This is a genomic window from Arthrobacter sp. 9V, from assembly GCF_902506065.1.
Taxonomy (GTDB): Bacteria; Actinomycetota; Actinomycetes; order Actinomycetales; family Micrococcaceae; genus Arthrobacter.
The window spans coordinates 14445-38754 of the sequence record NZ_LR733048.1 but is presented as its reverse complement, the minus strand read 5'-3'; the positions used below and the strand labels follow the sequence as shown (position 1 = coordinate 38754).

Sequence of the window (24310 nt, the reverse complement as noted above, 5' to 3'; positions counted from 1 at the left end):
GTTCATGGCGGGGTTCAACGAGGCGAATGCGGTGCAGCATCCGATCCTGGATTTGCTGGTGGCCGCTGGCTGGAAACACATCCCCGGTCATCAGCTGGATCGGCACACCGAGGATGTACTGCTCGAGGCCGACATCCGGGCGGCACTTGCTCGCCTGAACCCTGCCATAGCGGAAGTACCTGAGCGTGCTGCTGAGATTTTTACCCCCCTGCGGAGCATGATGCTCTCGGCGCGGGAGGACGGGCTGGTCCCGACCAACCAGCACTTCGTGGAGTGGCTCCGCGGGCAGAAGACGCATCGCTTCCAAGGCCGGGACGGCTTCGACCCCGTACAGCTGATCGATTTCACCAACCCAGCCAACAACATCCTGGTCGTTTCCGACGAGGTCACCTTCGGGACGCCCGGTCACTCCTGCCGCTTCGACCTGGTCCTCTGGGTAAACGGCATCCCATTGGTCGTGATTGAAACCAAGACGCGGTTGGATGCCCGGATTACTTGGCTGAAGGCCGCCCACGAGATCCACGCCATCTATGAACCGGGATGGCCTGAGTTCTTCGTGCCCAATGCGTTCTCGGTCGCGACGGACGGCAAAGACTTTCACTATGGCGGCGTCGGACAGGACATTGAGTCGTGGGGCGTGTGGGGCTCCACCGAGGAGGACATCCTGCCGGCCGGCTGGCCTCGGGTGAAGCGCAGCGTCGAACTGATGCTGAACCCTCCCACAGTGCTGTCAGTGATCGCCGACTTCACCGCTTTCGAGCTGAAAGGCAAGCACTCCGGACTGCCCCGCCTTCACAAGATCGTGCCGCGCTATCCGCAGGTTGAGGCTGTCCGGGCCATCCACGCCCGTGCGCTGCATGGAACGAAGAGGCAGGGCCTCATCCATCACACCCAAGGATCGGGAAAGACTCTGGCGATGCTGTTCGCCGCGGTGAAGCTGGTCAACGAACCCAGGCTGAAAAACCCGTCCATCATTCTGATCGCGGACCGGATCCAACTGGTCACCCAGATGTACCGCCAATTTCTCCGCACCGGCATGCCGTCCCTGGAAGCACCCGAGTCGGCGCCTGATTTGCGCCGTCTTCTCTCTGAGGACCGTCGTGGACTGGTCTTCTCAACGGTTCACAAGTTCCGGAACGCCGGAGTGCTGAACACCCGGGAGAACATCATCGTCTTGATCGACGAGGCGCACCGCACCCAGGAAGGCCAGCTGGGCAAGTTCCTGCGCGCCGCGTTCCCAAACGCCCGGTTCTTCGGTTTCACGGGAACACCCATTGCTGATGAGGACCGCAACACATACGAGCTTTTCGGGGACCCGGACGACCCAAATCATGCGATGAACACCTATGACTCAGACCGGTCCATCGCCGATGGCACCACTGTCCCCATGCACGTCTCGCCGCGACTGGTGGACTTCCATATCCACAAGGCTGACCTTGACAAGGCCTTCGACGAGCTCGCTGCCGAGGAAGGCCTGACGGAGGAAGAGCAAGAATACGTCGCGGCAAAGGCGACCGACAGCCGCACTTTCTTCGCCAACCCGGAACGGGTCCGGAAAGTTTGCGCGGACATCATCGACCACTTCTACTCCACGATCGACCCACTGGGCATGAAAGCACAGGTTGTCGTATTCGACCGGGGCCTGTGCGTCGCCTACTACGAGGAGCTGACCAGGCAGCTGCAGGCCCGAGCTCCGGACGGTGCCAGCCCTGACGAGGCTGCCGTTGTCATGTCCGTGCAGACGAAAGACCATACCGACTGGCAGAAGTTCCGCCTCAGCGATGAGAAGGAAGAGGCGCTGCTCAACCGTTTCCGCCAGCTCGGGGAACGACTGAAATTTCTGGTCGTGACCTCCAAACTCGGTACGGGCTTTGACGCGCCCATCGAAGGCGTCATGTACTTGGACAAACCGATGAAGCTGCACACGCTCTACCAGACGATCACTCGAACCAACCGGAACTGGAAGAACCCAACTACTGGCCAAGAGAAGCGCTACGGGCTCATTGTGGACTACGTCGGACTCGGAGACGGGTTCGCCAGGGCCATGTCCCCGGCCAACCCGGAACACGCCCGCAAGGAGATCGAGACGGATTCGCTGCTGGAGCAGTTTGAGTTCGAGATTGCGAACGTATTAGACCGGTTCGCGGGGATCGACCGGACTTCCAGCGGCTTTGAGGCGCTGCAGGCCGCCCATGACCGGATTCCCGATGATAAAGCCATGGAACGGTTCGCCGCCCAGTACGGGATGCTGCAGGGCATCTGGGAGGCCGCCTACCCGGACCTCCGCCTGGAAGCCCACCGTGATGACTACAGGTGGCTGTCGAAGGTGTATGCCTCTGTCGCGCCTGCGGACGACACCCGGGACCTGCTGTGGCACCGGCTCGGGGCCAAGACCCTGGAGCTCGTCCACGGCCACATCGGAGAGGTTACCGTCAGCGACACCGGGGTAGACGTAGTCATCGCCGACGAAGGCACCATCAAACGCCTCATTGAAGCTGGAGTCATCGACCCCTCAGCAGGCACAGGGGACACCCAGGTCACCACCGCTGGCGAGGTCATTGACAATATCGCGACCCGCCTGCGTAAGCGACTCGAAGGCGCCCAAGGCTCCCACCCGGCCTACAAAACCCTGGCCGAACGGTTGGAACGGCTTCGGGAACGCCAACTGGCTAAAGCCCACGACTCCGTGGACTTCCTCCGGGATCTCCTGGACCTGGCACGAGACCTGGCCGCCGCTGAACGGGCAGAGAATGAGGCCGGGGCTGAAGGCTTAGACCTGCTGCCGGATCCGAATGTCGGCGCCCTCACTCAAATTTTCGAGGAGTACAAGCCACAGGATGTGCCCGTTATCGTCGGGAAAGTCGTCTCAGATATTGACGCCATCGTCAAAGAAGTCCGCTGGGACGGGTGGAATAACACCAAAGAAGGCGACAAGGCCGTTCGAATCGCCATCCGCAAGGTCCTCCTCCGGTACGGGCTGCCCGCGGCAGGGGAACTCTTTGACCGCGCCTATGCATACGTCTCAGAAAACTACTGAGCGTCGGCTAATTCGGGCTTTCTCAAGCTCAAGCTTTGCTTGTGGCGCCCTCGCGCTCGGTGAGTGCCCCGGTTGCAGCATAGGTCGGCCGCATCCCGCCCCTTGAACCCTGGGCCGTAATCGACGCCGTCCCAATCCCAAGGAAGTGGAACACCTGTCTGAAAAGTGAGTCCTCAAGTGGAGGAGTGCACTAAGCCGAGTAAGACGCCGCCTGCCCAAAAGGTTTCGTGGGCGCCCGACTTCAAGGGAGGTTGCAACCGCGCTTGACGTTGGAATTTATAAAAGCCATACTCAGAAGCGCCAACCCCGGTTATAACCCCTCTTGGAGTCCAAGTGATTATTCCTGTTACCGTGCACGTTCCCGATCACCGGGTGGAAGAGTTCTACATCCGCTTTGGAGAGTTCGTGGCCGACGTCCCTAATCCCGATGCGCCCACCCAGCTGCCTTCCGGGACTGTTCCCTCCTGGATTGAGACTGACGAAGCTCCAACCATGGCTGCACAACTATGGAATGAGATCTCGCTTCCGGGAAAGGGCATTCTTCGTCACTTGATAGAAGGGGCCCGTAACGAGACCGCGCACCTCCTTCCAAAAGAACTCGCCGATCTGAGCAAGTATCCGAAAGGCGCTCCGGGCGTGGCTGGCGTTCTCGGTGGCGTCGGGAAAGCAATTCGTCGTGCGGGGCTTCCCGTGTACATCACCCCTAGGGGAACTTCCTGGCACTACATCTGGGATTGGGACGGTGAGCGCTACTCCATGACCCCCGAGGTCGCCCGCCTGCTGCGGAAGGCGGCGCAACCTGGAGGACGCTAGGTGGCGACTCAGACACCAATAAACTGCCTGCATGACACCAGCCCGACTAGCCAGATCAGAGGACGCCGCGAAGCGGCTAAGTGCGACGGCGTTGCGCGAGTTTCTCGACCCTAAAAGTGACAAAGACAAGACCAGGCAACAGGAAGGCATGAAGCCATGGGATGGACATCCAACGACTACCAACATGAGGGCTGGGTGGCTTTTGTCGCACCCGACGGGCGGCTATCAGGGAGTTCGACCGGAGCAGGAATACTTTTCCACGGGATCACCGGTGAATACCCGCCTGCAGGGGAATTCAATCCTGATGAGGAGATCGTTCCTAACGACCTGATCATGAGCTGGCGTGGTGCCTGCACGTGTGGGTGGCAGGGGGAGCTGTGGCAGAGAGTTCTTACGGCTGCCGACGCTGACCTTGCTACCCGCAAGGAGTACGTTCCGATCGGCGAGTTTGCCGACGTTTCGGGCGAGGTGGAGGACGCCGTTCAGGCGGAATGGCTTGTCCACATCGCACCGTCCGAAGCGATCCTCGGTGTGGAGGCAGCTGCCAGGGAACACCGCCAAGCCGGGCACCGCCTGGATAAAACCGTCGCAGCAGCCAAGGCGGCCGGCGCCTCCTGGACCGAGATCGGACGGGCCGCTGGGATCAGCCGCCAAGCCGCCCACGAACGCTGGGCCGATAAATAGCAGCTGGTGGGTTAGCCAGCTGCTCGGACGTCCCTTGGCCATGCGCTCGATCAAGACCGGACCCTATCTTGTCTGACGTCAAAGGAACGATGGACTCATGAATATATCTTTCAACGATGATGAAGTTGAAGTCCTTGCCGTTGCGCTAGACGTCGCCCTAGGACTTCTGGGCGGTGCCGAGAAGCGAATCATCACACCACTGACCGTCACCGGGGAGGAGTCCCTGGACGCGCTAAATGAAACTGCGAGGCGGAAAGCCATCAAACGTGAACGCCGACGGTTCAAGGAACTTCGGGCCCGACTGAGCCTCGACAGCGACGAGAGCCATGGTGTCCCTGTCAGCGCCGAATTCCTGGAAATTGCGCTTGGCGTACTGCCGACGGCGATGCCGGACGACAGAGGCGAAGAACTCTTCGAACAGTGGTTGATTGACCGCGAAGATGAGGAACGATGCCGGTAAGCGGTCATGCAGTTGGACTCGGGGTTCCCGGTCAAGATGTTCGGTCCCATCCGGGCAAGCGTTTGTTTAGCTCCTTGATACGCGCCGGGTATTCGCCCTTCTTGGCATGCACTTTTTGTCGCGCGACCCAACCGGCCAGTGCCCGTTCTGTGGGGTCCCAAGCGCCACGGTGCGGGTGCCTACCGTTCTCTTTGACCCATTCGATGAACTCGGCGGCTCGCTTTTGCCAGTGACGTTCGACGTTGAGCGTGATCCCGTCCAGCCAGCCAGGGAAGGCCTCATCGAGCGTCTGGATGGCGTCTTTGGACAGCCGACCGTTTCTCTTCTGGTTCCGCAGCACCCACAGAACCTCTGAAAGCCGTTCGGCCTCGCTGCCGTCCCGTCCGTCCGGGGCCGGCAAAGTGCCATGCTCCTTTACATAGGCGGCGACTTGCTGCGCCGATTCAAGGTACGACTGCCTCTGATGGTCCGAGAAGGTCTCACGCCATTCAGGCAACCGGGTATCGAGCTCGCACACGCGGGCCGGGAATCGATCCCGGCGCGCGTCATAGCGTTGCCGAAACAACCACCGGCTCAGGAACCGTTCCGCTGAGTCATCAGCAGCCGCGCTCGGGAATCTGCCGTTTTGCTTCACCCAGGCAATGAAGTCCTCTGCTGTACGCTGCCAGCGCTCTGTCGCGTGATCGGCCCTGCCGGTCCAGTGCGGGTGAGCCTCATCCAGGATCCGCGCGGCATCTTCGGGGAGGGTCCCGGCGGCTTTGAGTCGACGTAGCCGCTCAAGGGCTAGCGCCAAGCGTTTGTGTTCCCCGGTGGAAGGTGTGCGCTGGGTGGGCAGGTATCCGTGATCCCTGTAAAAATCGGCTATCAGCTGGGCGGACTGTTCCGAGGTTCGTGTGTCCCGGCTCTTAGGGCGGGTTTTGCTAGTCCGTGCGGAGGACAATGGCTTTGGAGCTTTCCGGGATCAGTGCCTTTGCGGCGGCTTTGGCTTCTTCGTACGTCTCGCCTTCGGCGTCAACGTAACTTAGTTTGCCGTCGGCGGCCTCTACGGTCAGGGTCACTTTCACTCCCATATCCTAGGCCGCCTTGTCTCTGAAGGTCCGTTCCAACCCCGCGAGCAGGACCGAGGCATCGCTGCTGCGGACCAGATCCACGGGCCGTGTCCCCTGCAGGGCAGGGGAGGGGACCATCATCCACAGTGCGAAGTAGTTGTGCGGGATCCGCAGCTCCATGGCCCGTTCGAACAGTGCCACCACCACCGGCTCCAAAGTTTGATCAGGCCGGAATTGGTAGCCGGGGCAATACGTCCCCCCGTCCAGGAAGACCCGAACCAGCTGTCGAATGACCGGTTCGGGATCCTCATGCACGGCAGAAAGTCGTTCGCGGACCTGTTCCAGGCTGGGGAGGTGGAATTCGGTGCGGATCCGCTCCCACAGCTGTTCAGGGACGGGGGAGCGGTACAGGTCAGCCGGCATTAGCTGATGGATTCGAGCTGCCACACCTCTGCCAGCGGCTCCCGCCGCAGCGTGAACGTGCGCAGCTCCCCGCTGTCTTGGGGCGGTCGGGCTTGGACCTGCCAATGTTCGACGCTGACCAGATCGCCGGTACCGACCGCGGCGCGGGTCCGGGTTTCCCACCAGGCGTCCCTGGTGAACCAGTGAGCGGTGTGGACGTCGGGATCGACCATCCAGATCCTGCCGTCGTGCCGGATCGCCAACGGGGTCCCGTCGGGGCTGAACCGAACATCGACGGCATGCCCGGTTGTGGGGGATTCGGGTGCAAGGGTCATTGTGTTTCCTTTCTTACGTGGCGCCGGTCAGGCGGCCTTGACGAGGGGGAGTTCGTCCCAGTGGGTGGTGTACCTGGGGGAGAGCATGTCGCGTTTCATGGACCAGTCCGGGCCGCCTTTTAGCCCGGCATGGCCGAGTCCGATGGAGCCGCGGCCGTAGCGTTTGGCTACGTCTTCGAGCAGGATCCCGATGCCGCGTTCTTCGTGGGGGTTCTCGAACAGTTCCAAGGGTTTCTGGTTCCCTGACGGGCGCAGGTCAGTGACCATGATCCCGGCCCGGACGTACTTCACGCCCTCGCGGACCTGGGGTAGTAGCGCGTGGGCGGCCTTGGTCAGCAAAACCGGGTCAGCGGTCGGCATCGGCAGCGCCAAGCACACGGAGGGGAAGGATTTTTCGTTCGGGTTGAAGTGCGACGTCGCCGCGAACGCGGTCAGCACCTTCGCTTGCAGGTCGTGTTTTGCCAGACGTGCGGAGGCCATTTGCGCGTACACGCTCATGACCTGCCGCAACCCTGCAGTTGTGGTGATCGGTGTGGAGAAGGACCGGGAGAAGATCAGCTGGTCTCTGCCGATCCGTTCCTCTTCCATCGGGATACACGGGGTGCCTTGCAGTTCCAGGACGGTGCGCATCATGACGATGGAGAATTTGTCCCTGATCGCTACCGGATTCGCGCGGGTCAGGTCCAGGATCGAGAAGATCCCCATCGCGTTCAGGCGCTTGGTCAGTCTGGTGGCCACGCCCCAGATTTCGATCACGGACAGCTTGGCCATCAGAGCTTCGCGCTGTTCGGCCGGCACTGACTCCCAGCGGCAGACACCGTTGAAGGCAAGATTATTCTTCGCCCACTTGTTGCACAGCTTCGCGAGCGTCTTCAACCGTGGACTGTTGCATCTAATGCAATATAACGTGCGGGGACTGATGATTTATGGCCGTCTTCCTCGTCTTGCGACGTCTTCGTTTTCAGCCTAGGCGCGCGGGAGAACGTGCCAAACTTGATTAAAGTTGCATCTATCCATACAGTCCTGTGTTTGATGCAACATTTTCTTGGTGTTACCCAGCTCCGACGAGCCGCTGGTTCCGACAGCGATTTGGAACTCCTTCATCCCGAAGAAGCAGTCTTCGAATCGATGCTCGGATCATGGACCCAGCAGCAGCAAAGCCGCGGGCTGGCGGAGGACACGATCAAAGGCCGCCTCGGAATCGTGCGGCGCTTCTGTGACTATGCCGGTTCTTATCCCTGGCAATGGCAGGCGAGTGATCTTGACGAATATTCGGGAATGTTCCGTTCCAAAGGCCGTGCCGTTTCGACCATCAGACACATGCATAACGCTCTGAGTCTGTTCTGTGACTACCTGATCAGCCCGGACTACGACTGGGTGGAGATCTGTGAGGCAAGGTTCGGCGACACCCCGTCACAGATATGTCTGAGGTGGAACACCACCAGACACGTTCAGGACTATGAAGGCCATCCGTCACGGCGTGCACTGACCCTCGAGGAGCTTCAGAATTTCTTTGACTACGCGGATGCAAGAGTTGAGTCGATTCTGACGAGCGGGCGCAAGGGGGCACTTGCCGCGTTCCGGGACGCCCAAATGTTCAAGACTGCCTACGCCTTCGGACTGCGAAGGTCCGAGCTGCGAGGCATTGATCTTGCAGATCTTCACTTCAATGCGAAGGTCCCGCAATGGGGAAAGTATGCCGCCCTGTCGGTCCGCTTTGCTAAGTCCAGCAGGGGAGGTACGCCCAAGCGCCGGACGGTGCTGCTGGTTCCCGAGCTCGCATGGTGGATCGATGGCATGCGGCAGTGGGTAGAGGAAGGCAGGGACTTGTTCGCACCTGCAGAACTCGCTGCCATGTGGCCTACCGAGCGAAGGAGCCGGGTGTCGCGCGAGTATCTGGACCGCCGGTTTGCCGCGCTACGCAGGGAGTCAGGCATGGACCCAGCTTTGACGCTTCACTGCCTGCGTCATTCCTATGTGACCCACTTGATTGAGTACGGGTATGCTGACCGTTTCGTCCAGGAACAGGTCGGCCACATGCACGCATCGACAACGTCGATCTATACGTCTGTCAGCGGGGATTTCAAGAATCGCATCCTGGCTGATGCCCTGCGCCGCTTCAACACATTGGAGGTGTCGTGAGTACGGGAGTTGAAACGGTTTGGCATCTCCGTAGGATCATGGCCGAACATGGTCTCTTTAAGACGACAGAACTTATTCCCCTTCTGGAGCAGTACGGGGTACACCTGTCCCGGGAACAGGTTTTCCGGCTCGTCACTCAAACACCGGAACGAGCCAATCTGCACGTTATTGGTGCAGTGTGCGCCGCGTTGGGATGCACGCCGTCGGATCTGATCGAGGTTCGGATAGTCGAGGAGAAGACCGCCCCGGTTGAGTAGACTCGCGGCTCTCTGGGTCAGCTGCGACCTAAGCCTGCCCGCATTCACAAACCCCGTCCACCGCTAACTGGAGCATGATCGATCCCGCCCCAGGCGGTGCGGAAAGCCTTGTGGAGATCATTCGTGCATGCCAGGACGTTATGCCGGATCTTCCAGCTTCCGTCATCACCGCTTCTGCGCAACAAGCCGGTGGCCCCAAAGCCCTGGTCAGGCTTGCTCGTGAACTTAGCGCCAAACCGGACGTGCTTGTTTCCGGTCATTCCGACGCTTTGCCAACAACACGACGGCTCATTCGTGACCTGCGGAGGCAAGGCCACTTCCTCTTTCAGCTGCCCAAATGTTCGTCCTGCGGGCTGACGAAGCAGCTGAGACATAGGGATGGCCAGGGAGGCAAGCATTGTGATCGATGCAGCCGCAACGCCAGGAACCCTGACTGCAGCGGGTGCGGCCAGAAACGACCCGGCGGCTACCGCCTGCTGGCAGGGAATCCCTACTGCCGTGCCTGTTTCCGCGGGGATCCCCGCAGCAAGGAGACCTGCATCGCCTGCGGCATGGCCGAAACTCCTGAGGCGCGAAATCTCGCTGGGCCTGTATGCCGGCGCTGCTACACAGCACCACCTGTGACGTGTGTGGTTTGTGCAGAGAATCGGCCTGCTGCCAGCAGAGCCGACGGCAGAGCCGTGTGTATGAGGTGCTACCTACGCCGGAACCGCAGACCGCGGGCGTGCTCGAGTTGCCATGAGGTGCGAATCTCGCCGCACGTGAGCGAGGACGGGCCGATCTGCGGTGAATGCGCCGGTGTAGGAAAGTCCGGTTGTTGTCATGGTTGCGGGGGCGACCAGCAGAAGCTGCACGGTGTCTACTGCGCCAAATGCCTACTCCCAGACAAAGTCCGCGGCCTGATTACGGACCAGAACGGCCAGCCCCATCCGAAGCTCAAGCCGCTCGAGACATACCTGCTGCGCGAGGACGGGAACGCCCAAACAATCCTTACTTGGGTACTCCGCAGCCCTATGGCCGTTGTTGTAAAGGCCATGGCCACAGGAAACACCGCTATTTCCCTTCGCGCTGTGGCTGAACTTCCCAATGCCAGAGCCACAGGATACTTCGCCGCCCTCCTCATGGAGGCAGGAGTAGTACCCGTGGACAACTTCGATCGAGTCCGGCTTGAAGTGTGGCAGAGACAGTTCTTTGCCTCGCTCACAAAACCTGACGAGAGATCGCTCCTGCAGCGCTACGCAGCGTGGGCCGTGAATCCTCAGTTCTCCAATGAAGCCCATCTCAGTAAGACCGACGAAAGCAGCCGTTATCGGCAGTCAAAGGCACACCTGATTGCTGTCACCGAGTTCCTCCAGCACCTCGACAGTCTGGGACTGAGCCTTGAATCAACCCCACAACGCTTGTTCGATAACTACGTTGTGACACACCGGCGAGGGCGTGCCGCTCTGACACCGTTCATTCGATGGGCAAGGAACCAGAGACTCACCCGGCTGCGCAGTGAGTACTTGCCACAACGCAGCCCCGGCGTCACTGCAGTGTCGGAGGACCAGCGCTGGGAATGGGTGAAGTATCTCTTGAACGCGGACGATCTCGGCTTCGCCGCCCGTGTGGGCGGACTGCTGATGCTTTTGTACGGGATTACGGCAACCCGTGTCGTCACAATCCAGTTAGATGACCTGGACATCGACAGCGACACCATCCGAATTAGCCTTGGCTCAGATCCGATCGAATTACCTGAAGCAATGACGTCTCTCGTACGGCAACTCCTGGACAGCGCACGGCGCGCGTCAACCGGGGAGCATATCTGGCTCTTCGCAGGACGCAAACCAGGACGTCACCTGACAACTGCGGCAATGACCGAGCCGCTCAGACGTCGCGGTATCAACTCACGTGCGGGGCGCAGCACCGCCATGATCAACCTCGCCCGTGACATTCCACCTGCAGTGCTTGCTTCCCTTCTGGGAATTTCCATCCACACGGCAACACGTTGGTCGGCTCTCAGCAGCCGCGACTGGGTCGACTATCCGCGAATCCGGCTTGCCGAATAGGGGCCAACCCGGCCACAGCATACGATGCCGACCCATCGTAGGCAGCTACGGAAGGGAACACCTGCGGGGCAGACCAGCCGGGTACGCGGTAACTCAGATTCTTGTCGTGCTGCCGCAAGAAAGGGTGGGGGCCGACACTACCGCGTCGGCGCCCACCCTTTTGCTGAGAGGCCTGCTGTCAGAAGCCCTTGCCGATGTATTCCTTGGCATTTTCTGCGTCGATCTTGACGGATTTCAGGACGATCTTCTTGTCCGGGGTCTTGCCAGTCGCCGCGTCGTAGGCTGCCTTGATGCCTTCGGGCGCGCAGTATGGGTATGTGAACGTGGCGGCCAGTTTGCCGTCGGCGACGGCTTGGATGGCTTCGTTTTGTCCGTCGATGCTGACGATGGTGACCTTGTCGGCGACGCCGGCCTGCTCGAGGGCCAGGCGGGCGCCGAGTGCCATTTCGTCGTTGTGGGCGTAGACGGCGGTGACTTCGCCGGACTTGAAGCGCTGGATGTTGTTTTCGATGAATTTGGTGGCGTTGTTGCGCTGGTAATCACCGTCGGTGGAGGCGACGATCTTCAGGCCGGGGAACTTGGAGATCGCGTCAGCAAAGCCGCTGTTCCGGTCGATGGTTGCCGAGGCGCCGGCGGTTCCCTGGATCTCGATGATGTTGCCCTTGCCGCCGAGCTTTTCACCCATGAACTTGCCTGCTTCTTCGGCGATCTGTTTGTTGTCGGCGCCGATGTGGGTGGTCACGGGGGTGTTCACTTCACGGTCCAAGGTGATCACGGGAATGCCTGCGTCCATGGCCTTCTTGGCCACCGGAGTCAGCGCATCTGCTGTAAGGGGGGAAAGGATGATGGCCTTGGGGTGCTGGGCGATGAGAGCTTCGATGTTGCTTGCCTGGGTTGAGGCGCTGTTCTGGCCGTCGGTGACCTTCACATCGACGTTGCTCAGGTTCTCCTTGGCGTAGGCGACGTTCTGGTCCACCATGGCCACGCGCCACGGGTGGTTCATGGTGCCTTGCGAAAAGCCGATGATCATTCGTTCTCCGCCGCCGCTTTGGCCGGCGGCTGCCGCTCCGGTGTCCCGGTTGCATGCCGTCAGAGCGGTGGAGCTAAGAAGGACCCCAGTTAGGGCGATGGCGGCTTTCCATTTGAGAGTGCGTACGGACATGGTTTTACTCCTCGTTGAGCGTTTGTTGGGGGCCGAAAGTGGTGTGTGCGGGGTCTAGCTGATGGGTAGGAATTCGCGGATTACGGTGTCGCTGCCGTCGGCCATGGCTGAGTCGTGGGCGGCGAGGCATGCGGCGGTGAGGTCGGCTGCCCGGTAGATGTCGAACTCGGGTGTGCGCTGTCCTGCCGCTGCGTTGATGAATTCGTGGACGAGATGGGGGTGGAAACCGCCGATGGTGGTGTACTCGAACACGTCCTCGGGGTCACGCAGGCTCGTCAGCGTGTGCGAGCGGGTGTACTTGTGGATTGGTTCGGGGATGAGGTGCAGCTGGTCGGGCGGGTCGATGCGTTCCTCGGTCACTTCCCGGCCCATGGTGGTGTAGGTCGTCAGCTTCATGTCCGGGTCGAACACGCCGTCGTCTTTGTAGCTCCACATGACCGGCCGGTCGGCATCGAGCTGCCCGGTTTCGAACGTGATGTTGTCCCCTCCGATGGTGAATGCTTCGGTGTAGCCGCGGGGATTGTGGAAGAGGGTCCGGGTGACCTCGGCGAGGGTTCCGTCCTCCATTTGGAACAGGGCTGTCTGCATGGGGTGGGGGTTGCCGTAGGGCTCATGGAGTTGCTCGCGCATTTTTCCGGACCCGAAGCACACCACGCGTTTGGCGCGGGACCCGGTTGCGGCGAACGCCGGGGCCAGGGCGTGGGTTGCGTAGTACATCGGCGGCATTCCTTTCCAGTAGGACGGCCAGCCGTCCATGTCCTGGTAGTGGGCGCCGCGCATGAACTGGATGTTGCCCATCTGGCCGGTTTTCAGGAGCTGCTGGACGAAGAGGAAATTCCTGGTGAAGATGACGGTCTCGGCGAGCATGTAGACCTTTCGGGATTTCTCCTGGGCGGCAACAATCCTCGCCACGTCCTCCATCGTCAGGGCCATGGGCACCGCGACGGCGCAGTGTTTCCCGGCTTCCAGGACCGCCACAGCCTGGTCTGCATGGCCGGTGATGTTGGTCAGGAGGTGAACGGCATCGATGTCCGGGTCATCGAGGACTTCCTGAAGTGAATGGGCACGTTTGGTGATATCCCACCGCTCACCGACCTGGGAGACCAGATGCTGGTTGAAGTCGCAGATGGTTACTTCGCCCACTTGTGGGTGGTGCTTGTAGCTCGGAACGAAGGAGGCGCCGAAGTTGAGCCCGACCACGGCGATGTTCACGGTGCCGGTCATCGGAGGACGCCGACTTCGCTGCCGTGGACCAGTTCCGTGGCGCCTGATTGCGCCGAGGCCGCGCAGGCGTCCAGGACGTGCATGTTCCTTTGCGAGTCCTCCGGGCTGTAGGCCTGCTCGGGGTGGCCGTTGATGAGGCTGCAGAAGGCTTCGATTTGGATGTCGTACTGGCTTTCGTCGTCGAAAAGTTCCTCGCGGGTGCTCTCTCCGGTGTCGACTTTGAGCCTGAGTGGGCCGTCGGATTCGACGAACGGGGGTGTGGCGAAGGGCCGTTCGACTTCGATGCGGCCGGTGGTGCCGACGAGTTCGTAGAAGCTGCGGTAGGCCTGTCCCAGTCCGCCGCTGATCGTTGCCATTTTTCCGTCGGGGAATTCGAGGCTGATCGTGTGCAGGATGTCAGCGCCGGTACCTGGCAGGTTCGCGGTGAGGGCGTGCGCCCGGGTGGGTTCGGTGCCGAACATCCAACGGCAGACGTTGATCCCGTAGCTGCCGACATCGTGCAGGGCCCCGGCCCCGGGGTAGTCCTGGAACCGGACGTTGGATTCCGGACTGGGCAGTGGAACGGAGAACCCCACCCGGACCAGGCGCAGATCGCCGATCTCACCGGAGGCGGCGATCTGGCGTGCCCGGTGGTGCTGGGGGTTGTACCGGTACATGAAGGCCTCCATGAGATGGACGACGTTTTCCTGGCAGGCCCGGATCATGTCGTAGGCGTCGGCTGCGGTGACGCCGAGAGGTTTTTCGCACAGGACGTGCTTGCCGGCTGCTGCGGCCTTCAGGGTCCATTCCTTGTGGAGGTGGTTAGGCAGGGGAATGTAGACGGCGTCGACGTTTGGGTCATCGATCACGGCCTGGTAGGCGCCCTCGCCGGTGTACTCCGTGATGGCGGGGACGCCGTCTGTGGGGAGTGGGTGGGCCGCTCCGGATGCTTTGGAGGATCCGACGGCGGCTAGAACTGCCACGGCCGACCTTTCAAAGGCCGGGCGCAGTGCCTTCTGGTAAACGGCGGCGTTGCCCAGAATGCCGAATCTGATCACTGACGTGTGGTCCATGCGGTCGCCAAACTTTCGTGAAGGGGAAGGGTGACGTGGACCACTTTCAGTCATCCCAAGGCATGCTTTCAATAGCTTTCACCAAATAGCGTTAGCCATCAACAAATGACGGCTGGGTCTTCGGGCCGGGTGACCGGCGTAGCCGGCCGCAGATCCCGGAGGTTTTGGGCAACCAAGAGTGCGCCGTGAGTCAGGGGACTGGCTGACCCACGGCGCGTCGTCGGAGGTTCTGTTGCGGCGCGCTTAGCGCTGCTGTGGGGCTGCCTGCAGGTTCGCGGCAAGGCTCAGCAGCACGCCGGGGGTTACGTCCTTCGGGTCAGCCACCACGAGGGCGGCGCCGGCTTCGGTAAGCTCACCTGGGCTCGCGTAGCCCCAGCCAGCGCCGAGACAGGCGATGTCGTTCGCATGGGCACCCTCGACGTCCTGGGCGCGGTCGCCCACCATGACAGCGGTGGTGGGTTTCAGGGCAGCGAGGGCCTCGGCGATGATTTCGGTCTTGCCCGGGGTGTATCCCTGTTCCCCGGGCATGAGGGCCTCTTCGTCAGGAGCGCCTGCGACGACATCGAAGTAGGCCTCGATGCCATGGGTTTGAAGGATGGTGCGGGCAATGGTTCGGGGCTTTTGTGTGGCCACGCCGAGCGTGATTCCTGCGTCGACGAGGGCATCGAGCAGGTCTGTGATGCCGGGGTAGACCGCGCCCATGGCCATCCCGGTCGTGGCATACCACTGGCGGTAGGAAGCGATGATGCCCGGTATTTGTTCGGGTCGTGCTGTGGTGTGGGTCAGCAGGGCATCGGCGAGTTTCGGGCCGACCATGGCACGGAGCGTTGCTTCGTCGGGCGGGTCCATTCCGGCGGCTGTCAATGCGTGGGCTATGCCGACCGTGATTCCACCGGCCGGATCCACGAGGGTCCCATCCAGGTCGAACAGGACTCCAGGGCCGTTGCTCCGGCGGGTGGTGCGTAAGGGGGTCATTCCCGGAGGCCAGGCACGGTTCACATCGGTTCCTTGGTTCGCTCAGATGGGGTTCGAGGGCAAATAGCGGCAGCCACCTCTCAGTGCCAGAAAGGCGGCTGCCGCGGTGTGGGGTCAGTCGCGCGGAGTCATCTGCGGGACCGAGGCTCCGCCAGCGAGGCTGGCGGGGATGGGGAAGGTTCCTGCGCGTTTGCCCGTGCGGATGTTGACGGACTTCAGCTCGGTGAACTCCTCAAAGCCCGCTTCGCCCATTTCCCTGCCAACGCCGCTTGCCTTGTACCCGCCGAAGGGCATCTGCGGGATGCCGTCGATGGTGGTGTTGGCGTAGACCGTTCCGCTTTGGAGCGCTTTCGCGGTCTCCAGCAGCGTGTCGGTGTTCTTGCTCCAGACGCTGTTGGCCAGGCCGTATTCAACGCTGTTGGCCAGTGCGATGGCCTCTGCCTGGGTCTTGAACTTGGTCACGGTCAACACGGGTCCGAAGATTTCGTCCTGGAAGGCCGGCGCCTGGGCGGTGACGTTGGCGATGATGGTCGGGGCGATGAACTGGCCGTTGCCGTATTCGCCGCCGGTGAGCCGTTCGCCGCCGACGATGACTTCCCCGCCGTGCTGTGATGCGCCTTCGACGAAGGAGGAGACGTGGTCCAGGTGGCCGGCGTGGATGAGCGCACCGACGTCCGAGGCGCGGTCCAGGGGTTGGCCGACCTTCAGCTGGGCGGTCCGCTTGGCGACCTCGGCGATGAATTGATCGGCGACGTCTTCCTGGACCAGCAGGCGGGGCTGGGAGACGCAGCATTCGCCGTTGTTGAAGTTCACGCCGAAAACGACACCGGCGGCGGCGTCTTCGAGGTCGGCGTCGTTGAAGACGATGTTTGCTGCCTTGCCGCCGAGTTCGAGGGAGAGCTTTTTCATGTTACCTGCCGAGGCGGCGACGACTTTGCGTCCTGTCGCGGTGGAACCGGTGAAGGAGACCAGGTCCACGTCGCGGTGTTCGGAGATCGCGCCGCCGGTGGGTCCGTCGCCGACGACGACGTTCACGACGCCTTCGGGGAATCCTGCTTCAGCGGTGAGGCGGGCGATTTCCAGGGCGGAACTGGAGGTGAACTCGGAGGGCTTGACCACAGCGGTGCAACCGGCGGCCAGGGCGAACGGCAGCTTCTGGCTCAGGATCAGGGCGGGGAAGTTCCACGGAATGATCAGTCCGGTGACGCCGATGGGCTCGCGCAGGACCAGGCCGGTGAAGTCCGGGCCGTTGCTGGTGAACGACTTGCCCTGGATGTTCAGCGCAAGGCTGGCCGCATAGCGCCAGAGCCCGGCGGCGCCGGCGATGTCCCCTTCTGCCAGGACGATGGGCTTGCCGGATTCTTCGGCGTCCAACTGGGCAAGGCGGGCGGCGTTCTGGTCGATGAGGTCGGCGACCCGGTTCAGGAGTTTGTAGCGTTCCATACCGGGGGCGTGCTGCCAGGTGCCGGTGTCGAAGGCCGTCCGGGCGGCTTGGACGGCCTGGTCCACATCGTGTCCGGAGCCGCGGAGTACGCGGCTGACGACCTCGTCGGTTCCGGGGGCGCGGCGGTCAAGGAGTTCGTCCTGGGTTTCCTGGACGGTGCTGCCTTGGATGAAGTGGCCGATGAGGCGGGGCTCGGTGAGTGTGTTCGTCATTGGGTTCAGCCTTCCTTTCTGCTTAGAGGGCTTTGCGGTAGAGGTCGATGAGATCCTCAAGGGACGCTTCACGGGGGTTGCCGGGCAGGTCGGCCTGCACGAGGGCATCCTTCGCGAGGGTTTCGATCGCATCTTCGCTGACGCCGACCTCGGAGAGTTTCCGGGGAACGCCGGTGTCGGCGGCGAGCTGGTGGACGGCGGCCGCGGCGGCCAGGGATGCCTGCTCGTCGTCCATTCCGGTGGTGTCCACGCCTAGGGCGCGGGCGATGCGGGCGAACCGGGCCGGGGCGGAAGAGACGTTGAAGTCCATGACGTAAGGAAGGAACAGTGCGTTGGCGGTTCCGTGGTGGACCCCGAAGTGCGCGCCGAGGGTGTTGGCCAGGGCGTGGACGGCGCCGAGTCCGGCGTCGTGGAAGCCGATGCCGGCCATGGAGGAGGCTACGAGCATCTGGTACAGGGCGTCTTCGTCGCCCTTGGAAGCGGCCACAAGGTTCTGTCCGATGAGTTCGATCGCGCCGATGTTGATCGCATCCGTAACCGGGTTGGCGCCTTTGGCGACGTAGGCTTCGATGGCGTGGGTGAGGGCGTCCATGCCGGTGGTCGCGGCGATGCGGCCGGGCAGGCCGGCGACGACGCGGCGGTCCAGCAGCGCGATCTTGGCGAACATCAGGTCAGAGACGATCACCATTTTCACGTGCGTGGCCGCGTTGGTGATGACCGCGCCCTTGGTCACTTCACTGCCGCTGCCCACGGTGGTGGGAACAGCGATCACCGGAAGCGGGGTGCTGGTGAACTTGTCGACACCTTCGTAGTCGGCGATCGTGCCGCCGTTGGTGGCCACCACGGCCACGGCCTTGGCCACGTCCATGCTGGAGCCGCCGCCGATGGCGACGAGAATGTCGGCGCCGCTGTTGGAGCGGGCCTTGTCGGCTGCTTCGACGGTGGAAACGTCCGGGTTGCCCACAACGTCGGAGAAGACGGTGATTTCGAGGCCGCTGTCGTTCAGGACGCCCGTGACAATCTCGAGGATGCCGGCGGCTACGATGCCGGGGTCGGTGACGATGAGAACTTTGGTGCCTAGCTGCGGCAGTTCGTTGCTGAGTTGTTCCAAGGCTCCTTCGCCGAGGATGAGGCGGGGCGGGGAGGAGAAGTGCTGGCTCATGTCGGTGCTTCCTTGCAGGGTTAGTTGGATTTTTTACGGTTGAGGAATTTTTGGACGGCTTCGCGTTGCTCGGGACTTTCGCAGCACTGGCCCACGAGGAAGGCTTCACGTCGGAGGCCTTCAGTGATGCCTTCGCGTTCGCCTGCGTAGATGGCCTGTTTCGCTGCGCTGACGGCGGTGCCGGAGTGGCGGGTGATTCTGGCGGCAAGGTTATGCGCAGCTGCCAGGGGGTCTTCCGAGACGGCGTTCAGGAGCCCGATTTCCAGGGCACGGCTCGCGGACATCGGCTCGCCGGTCAGGATCATTTCCAGGGCCCGGCCTTGTCCGATCAGGCGAGGCAGGCGCTGAGTGCCGCCCCAGCCGGGAAGGTTGGCAAGGGTGATCTCGGGTTGCCCGAGCCGGGAAGTGGGGGAAGCGACGCGCAGGTCGCAGGCCATCGCCAATTCCAGTCCGCCCCCGAAGGCCACCCCGTCAATGGCTGCGATGACGGCCTGGGGGAGGTCTTCGAGTTCGTCGAAGACCTTTTGGCCGTGCAGCATCTGTGCCTCTGCCGCGGCCGCGTCGAGCCCGACCAGGGTATTAATGTCAGCACCTGCGCTGAAGGCCTTCTGACCGGCGCCGGTGAGGATGACCGCTTTGGTCCCTTCGTGGGTCGGGCTTCGCAGCTCGGCGGCGAGGGCGCCCAGAGCGTCGATCAGCTCGGTGCTCAGCGAGTTGCCCTTGGCGGGGCGGTTCAGGGTGGCGATGAGGACAGCGTCGTGTTGTTCGGTGAGCAGGACGGTGTCGGTGAGTGTAGTCATGCCTGTGCTTTCACTAGCTGCGGGTCCTGGGCGGGGAGGGCCAGGTTCATCGGTTCAGTCCGGAACAGTGCGGGGTCCATAACGCGCAGGTCCGGGGCGATGGCCGGGGTGAAGCCCATCTGGGACAGCACGTCCTTTTCCAGGTCGATGCCGGGGGCGATCTCGATCAGGACCGGCCCCTCGGGACCGAGCTTGAAGACGGCGCGTTCGCTGACGAAGTAGACTTCCTGGCCGGTTTCGACGGCGTTGATGCCGGAGAAGCTGATTTGTTCGACCTTGTTGACGAACTTGGGCTTGCCGGTCGGCGGCAGGCCGATCGTTCCGGTTCCATCGAGTTCGTAGTCGCCCTTGGCGATGAACGTTCCGACGAAGACCACTCGGTGGGTGCCTTGGGAGATGTTGACGAAGCCGCCGATGCCGGGGGCGCGGCGACCGAAGCGGCTGACGTTGACATTGCCTGCGGCGTCGACTTCGGCGAAGCTGAGCACCGCGGTGTCGATGCCGCCGCCGTCGTACCAGTCGAACTGGGCTCCGGCGTTGATGCTCGATTCAGCGTTGCGGGCCAAACCGAAATCAGTTCCGCCGGCCGGCACCCCGCCAACATGGCCTTGTTCGACGGTGAAGACAACGTCTTCGGACTGGCCTTCCTCGGCCAGGACCGCAGCGACACCGTCCGGCATCCCGAAGCCAAGGTTGACGACGTCACCGGAGTGCAGCTCGGCGGCCGCTCGGCGGGCGATGACCTTGCGCACGCCCAACGCCATCGGGTCGATGGTGATGTTCTCCAGTCGTTCCCGGCCCTCGAGGTAGGGGTCTTCGCCGGTTGCGTGCGAGAGCCGCTGCGTCGGGTCGACGACGACCGCGTCGATCAGGACGCCGGGAACCTGCACCGATTGCGGGGTGATCTGCCCGAACGGGACCTGGTCGCGGACCTGGGCGATGACGATGCCGCCGTTGTTCTTTGCCGCCTGGGCGGCGGACAGGATCTCCGCGAGCAGTCCTTCGCCTTCCATCGTGATGTTCCCGTGTTCATCAGCGGTGGTTCCACGGATGATGGCCACATCGATGGGTACAACGGGGGTGAAGATCCATTCCTGCCCGGCGAGAGTGATGATTTCGTTGACCGGATCCAGGGCAGCGGCATTGAGCCTGCCACCGGAGATCCGGGGGTCCACGAAAGTGTTGATCCCAACGCGGCTGATCACGCCCGGCCGGTGCCCGGCCGCTTCACGCAGCAGATGAGACAAGGTGCCCTGCGGCAGGCAGTAGGCCTGGATGAGGTTGTCGGCGGCCATCTCCTGCATGCGCCGTGACCAAGCCCAGTGACCGCCGATGACGCGGGTGGTCATGCCGGGATGGGCGAAACGGTCGATGCCGTCACCATTGCCCGATCCCATTCCCGAGACGTGATAGACGGACAGGTTTCGGGGTGCTCCCTGATCCAGGAACCGGGCCTCGATGGCCGCCAGGATCGCGGTGGGCTCGTTGACCCCGCCACCGGAACCGTCCACCATAACTGTGGCACCATCAGGTATTAGTTCCGCTGCCTCTGCTGCGCTGCAGAATTTCATTGATCCATGTTCCGTTCAACTTGGTGCTTGGTGGGGTGACGTGACACTGTTCACCGCCTGACCTAACCAATGTATGAGCACCGAACTCCACCATCAATAGCCACAGCGAAATAATGTTAGCCATTACCAAATGAGCCTGTGTAGTATCGGATCAGGGATAGGAAGGGCCGAGCCATGTCGATACCGAAAACAGAAACCACTCCTGCTGCCGAGGCGGCGGAGGGTCCTCGCGTGGTCCAGTCCGTCTCGCGGGCCATTGGTCTGCTGAAGACCCTCGCGGCGCAGAGCCGGGCAATGACCTTGGGTGAGCTGGCCGCCGCGGTGGGGCTGAGCAAGCCCTCGACGTTCCACATGCTCAGGACCCTGGAGCTGGAAGGGTTTGTCAGCAAGACTGCTGAGGCCGCGTATCAGCTGGATTGGGGTTTGTACGAGCTGGGCAGCTCGGTCATCCGGTCGGTGGACCTGACCCGGGTGGCCCGCGTTCACCTCGATGATTTGGCGGAGCTGACCGGGGAAGCGGTGCTGTTGTCCATTCTGGACGGCGATTCGGTGCTGTACCTGGATCGCGGGCAGGCGGTTGAATCGTTTGCGATGGTGGCCAACATGGGCCGGCGATCCCCTTTGCACACCAACGCATCGGGCAAGGTGCTGCTGGCCTATCAGCCGGAGCAGTTCATTTCAGATTTCCTGGGCCAGCCCTTGGTGCCGCGGACGCAGGCGACGTTGATTGACCCACGGGAGCTGGCGCAGGCGTTGGCGGCGGTGCGTCTGAACGGGTATTCCACATGCTGGGAAGAAGAGGAGCTGGGGTTGTGTTCGGTCGCGGTGCCCGTGCGGGACTACACCGGGAACGTATGTGCGGCCATGGCCGTCGCAGGCCCGGCCCAGCGCGTAAACCACGCTACCGGGCCGGGCCTGGTGGATCTGTTGCTCGCCGCCGCCGCCCGGGTATCCCGGGCACTGGGCGCTCCGGCGGAGCAATGATCGGCTAGCGGCTGACAGGTTCCTTCGCCCCGAGCAGGTCCAGTTCGGACCTGAACGGCATCCCTTCCCAGTCACCGGGAACCATGCACGCGAACGCACCCACCGTCACGGCCGTGAGCAGCCGTTTCCGAACCGGCTCACCCCGCAGGTACTCGGCGATGTAGCCGGCGACGAAGCCATCGCCCGCGCCGACGGTGTCGACCACGGAGACGGGGATGGCGTCCTGCAGGTGCCCGACCCCATCGACCAGGGCATAGCAGCCCTGGTCCCCGAGCTTGATGACTACTTCGGTGGGTCCCAGATCCGCCAAGGCCGAGGCCAGTGCTGTGGGGCCCGGGTTGGTGCCGACGATCAGGGCTGCTTCGTCGTCGCCAGCGAAAACGATGTCCACCAATGGCAGGATCCTGCGGTAGAAGTGCGCTGCGTCCTGACCGGACCACAGCTGGGAACGGAAGTTCAGGTCCAAGGACACCGTCAACCCGGCCGCGCGTGCGCTTTCGACCGCGTACAGGGTCGCGGCCCGGGCCGAGGCCGACAGAGCCGGGGTGATCCCCGTGACGTGCAGCAACGCAGCGCCCTGGAAGCTGCCGGCGGGCAGGTCTTCGGCACTCAGCCGGGACCCGGCCGAGCCACGGCGGTAGTAGGAGACCCTGGTGTTTTTCGGTGTCCGGCTTTCCTTGACCATCATTCCGGTGGGCGCTTCGGTGTCAACGATCGCGTGGACGTCGATTCCCTCTGCCCTCAATTCGCGGGTGACCATCTGCCCGAAGCTGTCCTGTCCGACGCGCCCGATCCAGCTCACGTCGGTGCCGAGCCTTTTCAGGGCGACAGCGAAGTTGCCTTCTGCGCCGCCGATGCCCAGTTGCGCGTCGCGGGTCAGGGCAATCATGCCGGGATTGGTGCTGCGGACCAGGGCCATCACTTCACCGAAGGTCACGACACGGCCGCTCATGGCTTCACCTGGTTTTCCAGTGCGGCCTGTACCGCTGTGCGGGCGCGATCCTTAAGTGCGGCGAGGCTGCCGCCTTTAAAGGCGTCGCCGATCAGTGGCCCGCCAAGGCTGACCGCTACCGCGCCGGCTTTCATCCAGGAGCCGATGTCATCGATGCCAATGCCCCCGGACGGAACGACCTGAATGCCCGGGAAGGGTCCTTGAAGCTGGCTGATGTAGCCCGGGCCGACCGTTGCTGCCGGGAAGACTTTCACCGCTGTCGCCCCGGCTGCCCATCCGGCGTGCAGCTCGGTGGGGGTCAGGCCGCCGGGGTAGACCGGGATCTTGGCCGCGACGGCTGCTTCAACGATGGCTGTATCGGTGACGGGGGTGACCAGGAAGTCGGCTCCGGCCTCGATAGCGGCGATGGTTTGGACGGTGGAAGTGACCGTTCCGACGCCGATTTCGACGGCATCGTCGGTCACTGCCCGCAGTGCCTCGAAAGTTTCCAGGGTTCCGGGCGTGCTCAGGGTCAGTTCAATGGAACGGATGCCCGCTTCACCCAGGGCGGCAACGACAGGGACGTAGTCCCGGGCGTGACAGGCCCGCAGCACGGCGATGACGGGGCAGTCCAGGAGTGCCGCTGAGGGGCGGAGGCGGTGTTCTGCGAGGAGCGTTTTCATGAGGTTGTTCTTTCGTTGTGTTCCAGAATGGCCATGAGGGCCTGGGCAACGCCGTGGTCATCGTTGCTGGCGGTGTGGAAGGTCGCAGCTTCCAGGACCTGGACCCGGGCGTTGGCGGGAGCGATGCTGAGCCCGGCGTAAGCGAAGAGGCCCAGATCGTTGGGGCCGTCCCCGAACGCGACGACTTCTTCGGCGCGGAGTCCCATACCGTGGCAGATGGTATGTATGGCTGCTGCTTTATCGACACCTGCCCGGGTGATTTCCAGGTAGGTCGGGTTCGATATTTGGGCCTGAACGGTGATGGGCAGCATGGCCGCGAGTTGTTCGAGTTTGTCCGTCTCCTGCGGACCGGTCATGAACATCAGCTTGTCCGGGCCTTCCGTTTCGGAGGCCAGTGAGGCCAGGAAGGGACTGAACCCGACGATGTCCGCTTCCCGGCGGATATGGCCGTCGATTTCGGAGACAAGCCATTTTTCGCCGCTGAACCAGTTGGTTGGCAGCCCCAGGGACAAAGCCAGTCGGAGGATGTGGTGGGCGTCGTCCAGCGGTATGAGGTGCTGGCGCAGACGTCTGAGCGTCCCCGCCTCCGAGTACTGGCCCACGAGCGCGCCTTGGGAGGCAACGAACGTGGCCGGTTCGGTCAGGGTCGTCGCGGCCAGGATCGGCCACATCGCCCGTGGTGCCCGGGAGGAGGCGAGGATGATCTGCAAGCCCGCTTGTCGGGCCTTCGTCACTGCGGCAATGGTTTCCCCGGACAGCTGATGGCCGGAGTCCAGCAAGGTGCCATCGACGTCGATCGCGGCAGCACGCAGTTTCGGGTGGTCGGATCCCGGGAGGAAAGGGCCTTTCGATCCGGTGTGCAGCGTCTTGTCCATGGCTCTCC

At 62.6% G+C, this 24310-nt stretch carries 23 protein-coding genes and 1 pseudogene; 8 read left to right on the top strand and 16 right to left on the bottom strand.

The genetic code is table 11. The features are described from left to right. Positions 1 to 4: 4 nt before the first annotated feature. The 4 genes from BACI9J_RS23890 (at position 5) to BACI9J_RS23875 (ending at position 4994) form a co-directional block, all read left to right on the top strand. A complete protein-coding gene (locus BACI9J_RS23890) occupies positions 5 to 3037 on the top strand; it encodes a type I restriction endonuclease subunit R (protein WP_159736783.1) in 3033 nt (1010 codons plus the stop codon). 333 nt (positions 3038 to 3370) lie between these two features. Then, complete coding sequence (locus BACI9J_RS23885) at positions 3371 to 3850, top strand: hypothetical protein (RefSeq protein WP_159736782.1); 480 nt, start codon at positions 3371 to 3373, stop codon at positions 3848 to 3850. Between the two features lie 156 nt (positions 3851 to 4006). Further along, positions 4007 to 4534, top strand: a complete 528-nt coding sequence (locus BACI9J_RS23880) for a hypothetical protein (RefSeq protein WP_159736781.1) — start codon at positions 4007 to 4009, stop codon at positions 4532 to 4534. Positions 4535 to 4631: 97 nt separating this feature from the next. Beyond that, a complete protein-coding gene (locus BACI9J_RS23875; protein ID WP_159736780.1) occupies positions 4632 to 4994 on the top strand; it encodes a hypothetical protein in 363 nt (120 codons plus the stop codon). A gap of 31 nt (positions 4995 to 5025) precedes the next feature. Here BACI9J_RS23875 and BACI9J_RS23870 read toward each other — a convergent pair whose 3' ends face one another. The 5 genes and pseudogenes from BACI9J_RS23870 to BACI9J_RS23850 all read right to left on the bottom strand — a co-directional run. Next, positions 5026 to 5787, bottom strand: coding sequence for a hypothetical protein (locus BACI9J_RS23870; protein ID WP_159736779.1), 762 nt, complete (start codon positions 5785 to 5787; stop codon positions 5026 to 5028). A 127-nt stretch (positions 5788 to 5914) separates the two neighbouring features. Then, positions 5915 to 6058, bottom strand: coding sequence for a hypothetical protein (locus BACI9J_RS23865; RefSeq protein WP_201296741.1), 144 nt, complete (start codon positions 6056 to 6058; stop codon positions 5915 to 5917). Between the two features lie 9 nt (positions 6059 to 6067). Next, positions 6068 to 6466: a hypothetical protein gene (locus tag BACI9J_RS23860; protein WP_159736778.1), complete on the bottom strand. Its 399-nt coding sequence runs from the start codon at positions 6464 to 6466 to the stop codon at positions 6068 to 6070. Then, the gene (locus BACI9J_RS23855; RefSeq protein ID WP_159736777.1) at positions 6466 to 6780 is read right to left on the bottom strand and encodes a hypothetical protein; all 315 of its coding nucleotides are present in this window, start codon (positions 6778 to 6780) and stop codon (positions 6466 to 6468) included. Before BACI9J_RS23855 ends, BACI9J_RS23860 begins: the two co-directional genes overlap by 1 nt. Positions 6781 to 6807: 27 nt before the next feature. Next, positions 6808 to 7653: pseudogene (locus BACI9J_RS23850) on the bottom strand (DUF4113 domain-containing protein); the annotation flags it as partial. Positions 7654 to 7812: 159 nt separating this feature from the next. On the opposite strand from BACI9J_RS23850, the gene BACI9J_RS23845 reads away from it, so the two are divergent. From BACI9J_RS23845 to BACI9J_RS23835, 3 genes are all read left to right on the top strand, one after another. After that, on the top strand, positions 7813 to 8922 hold the full coding sequence (locus BACI9J_RS23845; RefSeq protein ID WP_159736776.1) for a tyrosine-type recombinase/integrase: 1110 nt from the start codon (positions 7813 to 7815) through the stop codon (positions 8920 to 8922). After that, a complete protein-coding gene (locus tag BACI9J_RS23840; protein WP_201296740.1) occupies positions 8919 to 9179 on the top strand; it encodes a helix-turn-helix domain-containing protein in 261 nt (86 codons plus the stop codon). Before BACI9J_RS23845 ends, BACI9J_RS23840 begins: the two co-directional genes overlap by 4 nt. A 761-nt stretch (positions 9180 to 9940) precedes the next feature. Further along, on the top strand, positions 9941 to 11227 hold the full coding sequence (locus tag BACI9J_RS23835; RefSeq protein WP_159736774.1) for a hypothetical protein: 1287 nt from the start codon (positions 9941 to 9943) through the stop codon (positions 11225 to 11227). A 178-nt stretch (positions 11228 to 11405) separates the two neighbouring features. On the opposite strand, the gene BACI9J_RS23830 is transcribed toward BACI9J_RS23835, so the two are convergent. From BACI9J_RS23830 to BACI9J_RS23795, 8 genes are all read right to left on the bottom strand, one after another. Next, complete coding sequence (locus tag BACI9J_RS23830; RefSeq protein ID WP_159736773.1) at positions 11406 to 12389, bottom strand: substrate-binding domain-containing protein; 984 nt, start codon at positions 12387 to 12389, stop codon at positions 11406 to 11408. A gap of 54 nt (positions 12390 to 12443) precedes the next feature. After that, positions 12444 to 13613 carry a Gfo/Idh/MocA family protein gene (locus BACI9J_RS23825; protein ID WP_159736772.1) on the bottom strand — a complete coding sequence of 390 codons (1170 nt, stop codon included), beginning with the start codon at positions 13611 to 13613 and terminating at the stop codon, positions 12444 to 12446. Next, positions 13610 to 14665, bottom strand: coding sequence for a Gfo/Idh/MocA family protein (locus BACI9J_RS23820; RefSeq protein ID WP_159736771.1), 1056 nt, complete (start codon positions 14663 to 14665; stop codon positions 13610 to 13612). Before BACI9J_RS23820 ends, BACI9J_RS23825 begins: the two co-directional genes overlap by 4 nt. A gap of 243 nt (positions 14666 to 14908) precedes the next feature. Beyond that, positions 14909 to 15664 carry an HAD hydrolase-like protein gene (locus BACI9J_RS23815; protein ID WP_159736770.1) on the bottom strand — a complete coding sequence of 252 codons (756 nt, stop codon included), beginning with the start codon at positions 15662 to 15664 and terminating at the stop codon, positions 14909 to 14911. Between the two features lie 90 nt (positions 15665 to 15754). Further along, positions 15755 to 17296 (bottom strand): aldehyde dehydrogenase family protein, encoded by a 1542-nt coding sequence (locus BACI9J_RS23810; protein ID WP_159736769.1) that lies wholly within the window; start codon positions 17294 to 17296, stop codon positions 15755 to 15757. Between the two features lie 22 nt (positions 17297 to 17318). Next, the gene (locus BACI9J_RS23805; protein WP_159736768.1) at positions 17319 to 18458 is read right to left on the bottom strand and encodes an iron-containing alcohol dehydrogenase family protein; all 1140 of its coding nucleotides are present in this window, start codon (positions 18456 to 18458) and stop codon (positions 17319 to 17321) included. A 20-nt stretch (positions 18459 to 18478) separates the two neighbouring features. After that, complete coding sequence (locus tag BACI9J_RS23800; RefSeq protein ID WP_159736767.1) at positions 18479 to 19258, bottom strand: enoyl-CoA hydratase/isomerase family protein; 780 nt, start codon at positions 19256 to 19258, stop codon at positions 18479 to 18481. Beyond that, on the bottom strand, positions 19255 to 20829 hold the full coding sequence (locus tag BACI9J_RS23795) for an acyl CoA:acetate/3-ketoacid CoA transferase (RefSeq protein ID WP_159736766.1): 1575 nt from the start codon (positions 20827 to 20829) through the stop codon (positions 19255 to 19257). Before BACI9J_RS23795 ends, BACI9J_RS23800 begins: the two co-directional genes overlap by 4 nt. 174 nt (positions 20830 to 21003) lie before the next feature. Here BACI9J_RS23795 and BACI9J_RS23790 point away from each other — a divergent pair, with 174 nt between their 5' ends. Then, positions 21004 to 21813, top strand: a complete 810-nt coding sequence (locus BACI9J_RS23790; protein WP_159736765.1) for an IclR family transcriptional regulator — start codon at positions 21004 to 21006, stop codon at positions 21811 to 21813. Between the two features lie 4 nt (positions 21814 to 21817). Here the strand turns inward: BACI9J_RS23790 and BACI9J_RS23785 are convergent, their stop codons facing one another. From BACI9J_RS23785 to BACI9J_RS23775, 3 genes are read right to left on the bottom strand one after another with little or no spacing between them, the layout of a single operon-like run. Continuing rightward, complete coding sequence (locus BACI9J_RS23785; RefSeq protein ID WP_159736764.1) at positions 21818 to 22765, bottom strand: sugar kinase; 948 nt, start codon at positions 22763 to 22765, stop codon at positions 21818 to 21820. Further along, entirely contained in the window at positions 22762 to 23427 is a 666-nt protein-coding gene (locus BACI9J_RS23780) for a bifunctional 4-hydroxy-2-oxoglutarate aldolase/2-dehydro-3-deoxy-phosphogluconate aldolase (RefSeq protein ID WP_201296739.1), read from the bottom strand. The genes BACI9J_RS23785 and BACI9J_RS23780 overlap by 4 nt, the downstream gene beginning before the upstream one ends. Next, on the bottom strand, positions 23424 to 24302 hold the full coding sequence (locus BACI9J_RS23775; protein ID WP_159736763.1) for an HAD family hydrolase: 879 nt from the start codon (positions 24300 to 24302) through the stop codon (positions 23424 to 23426). The genes BACI9J_RS23780 and BACI9J_RS23775 overlap by 4 nt, the downstream gene beginning before the upstream one ends. Positions 24303 to 24310 lie beyond the last annotated feature (8 nt).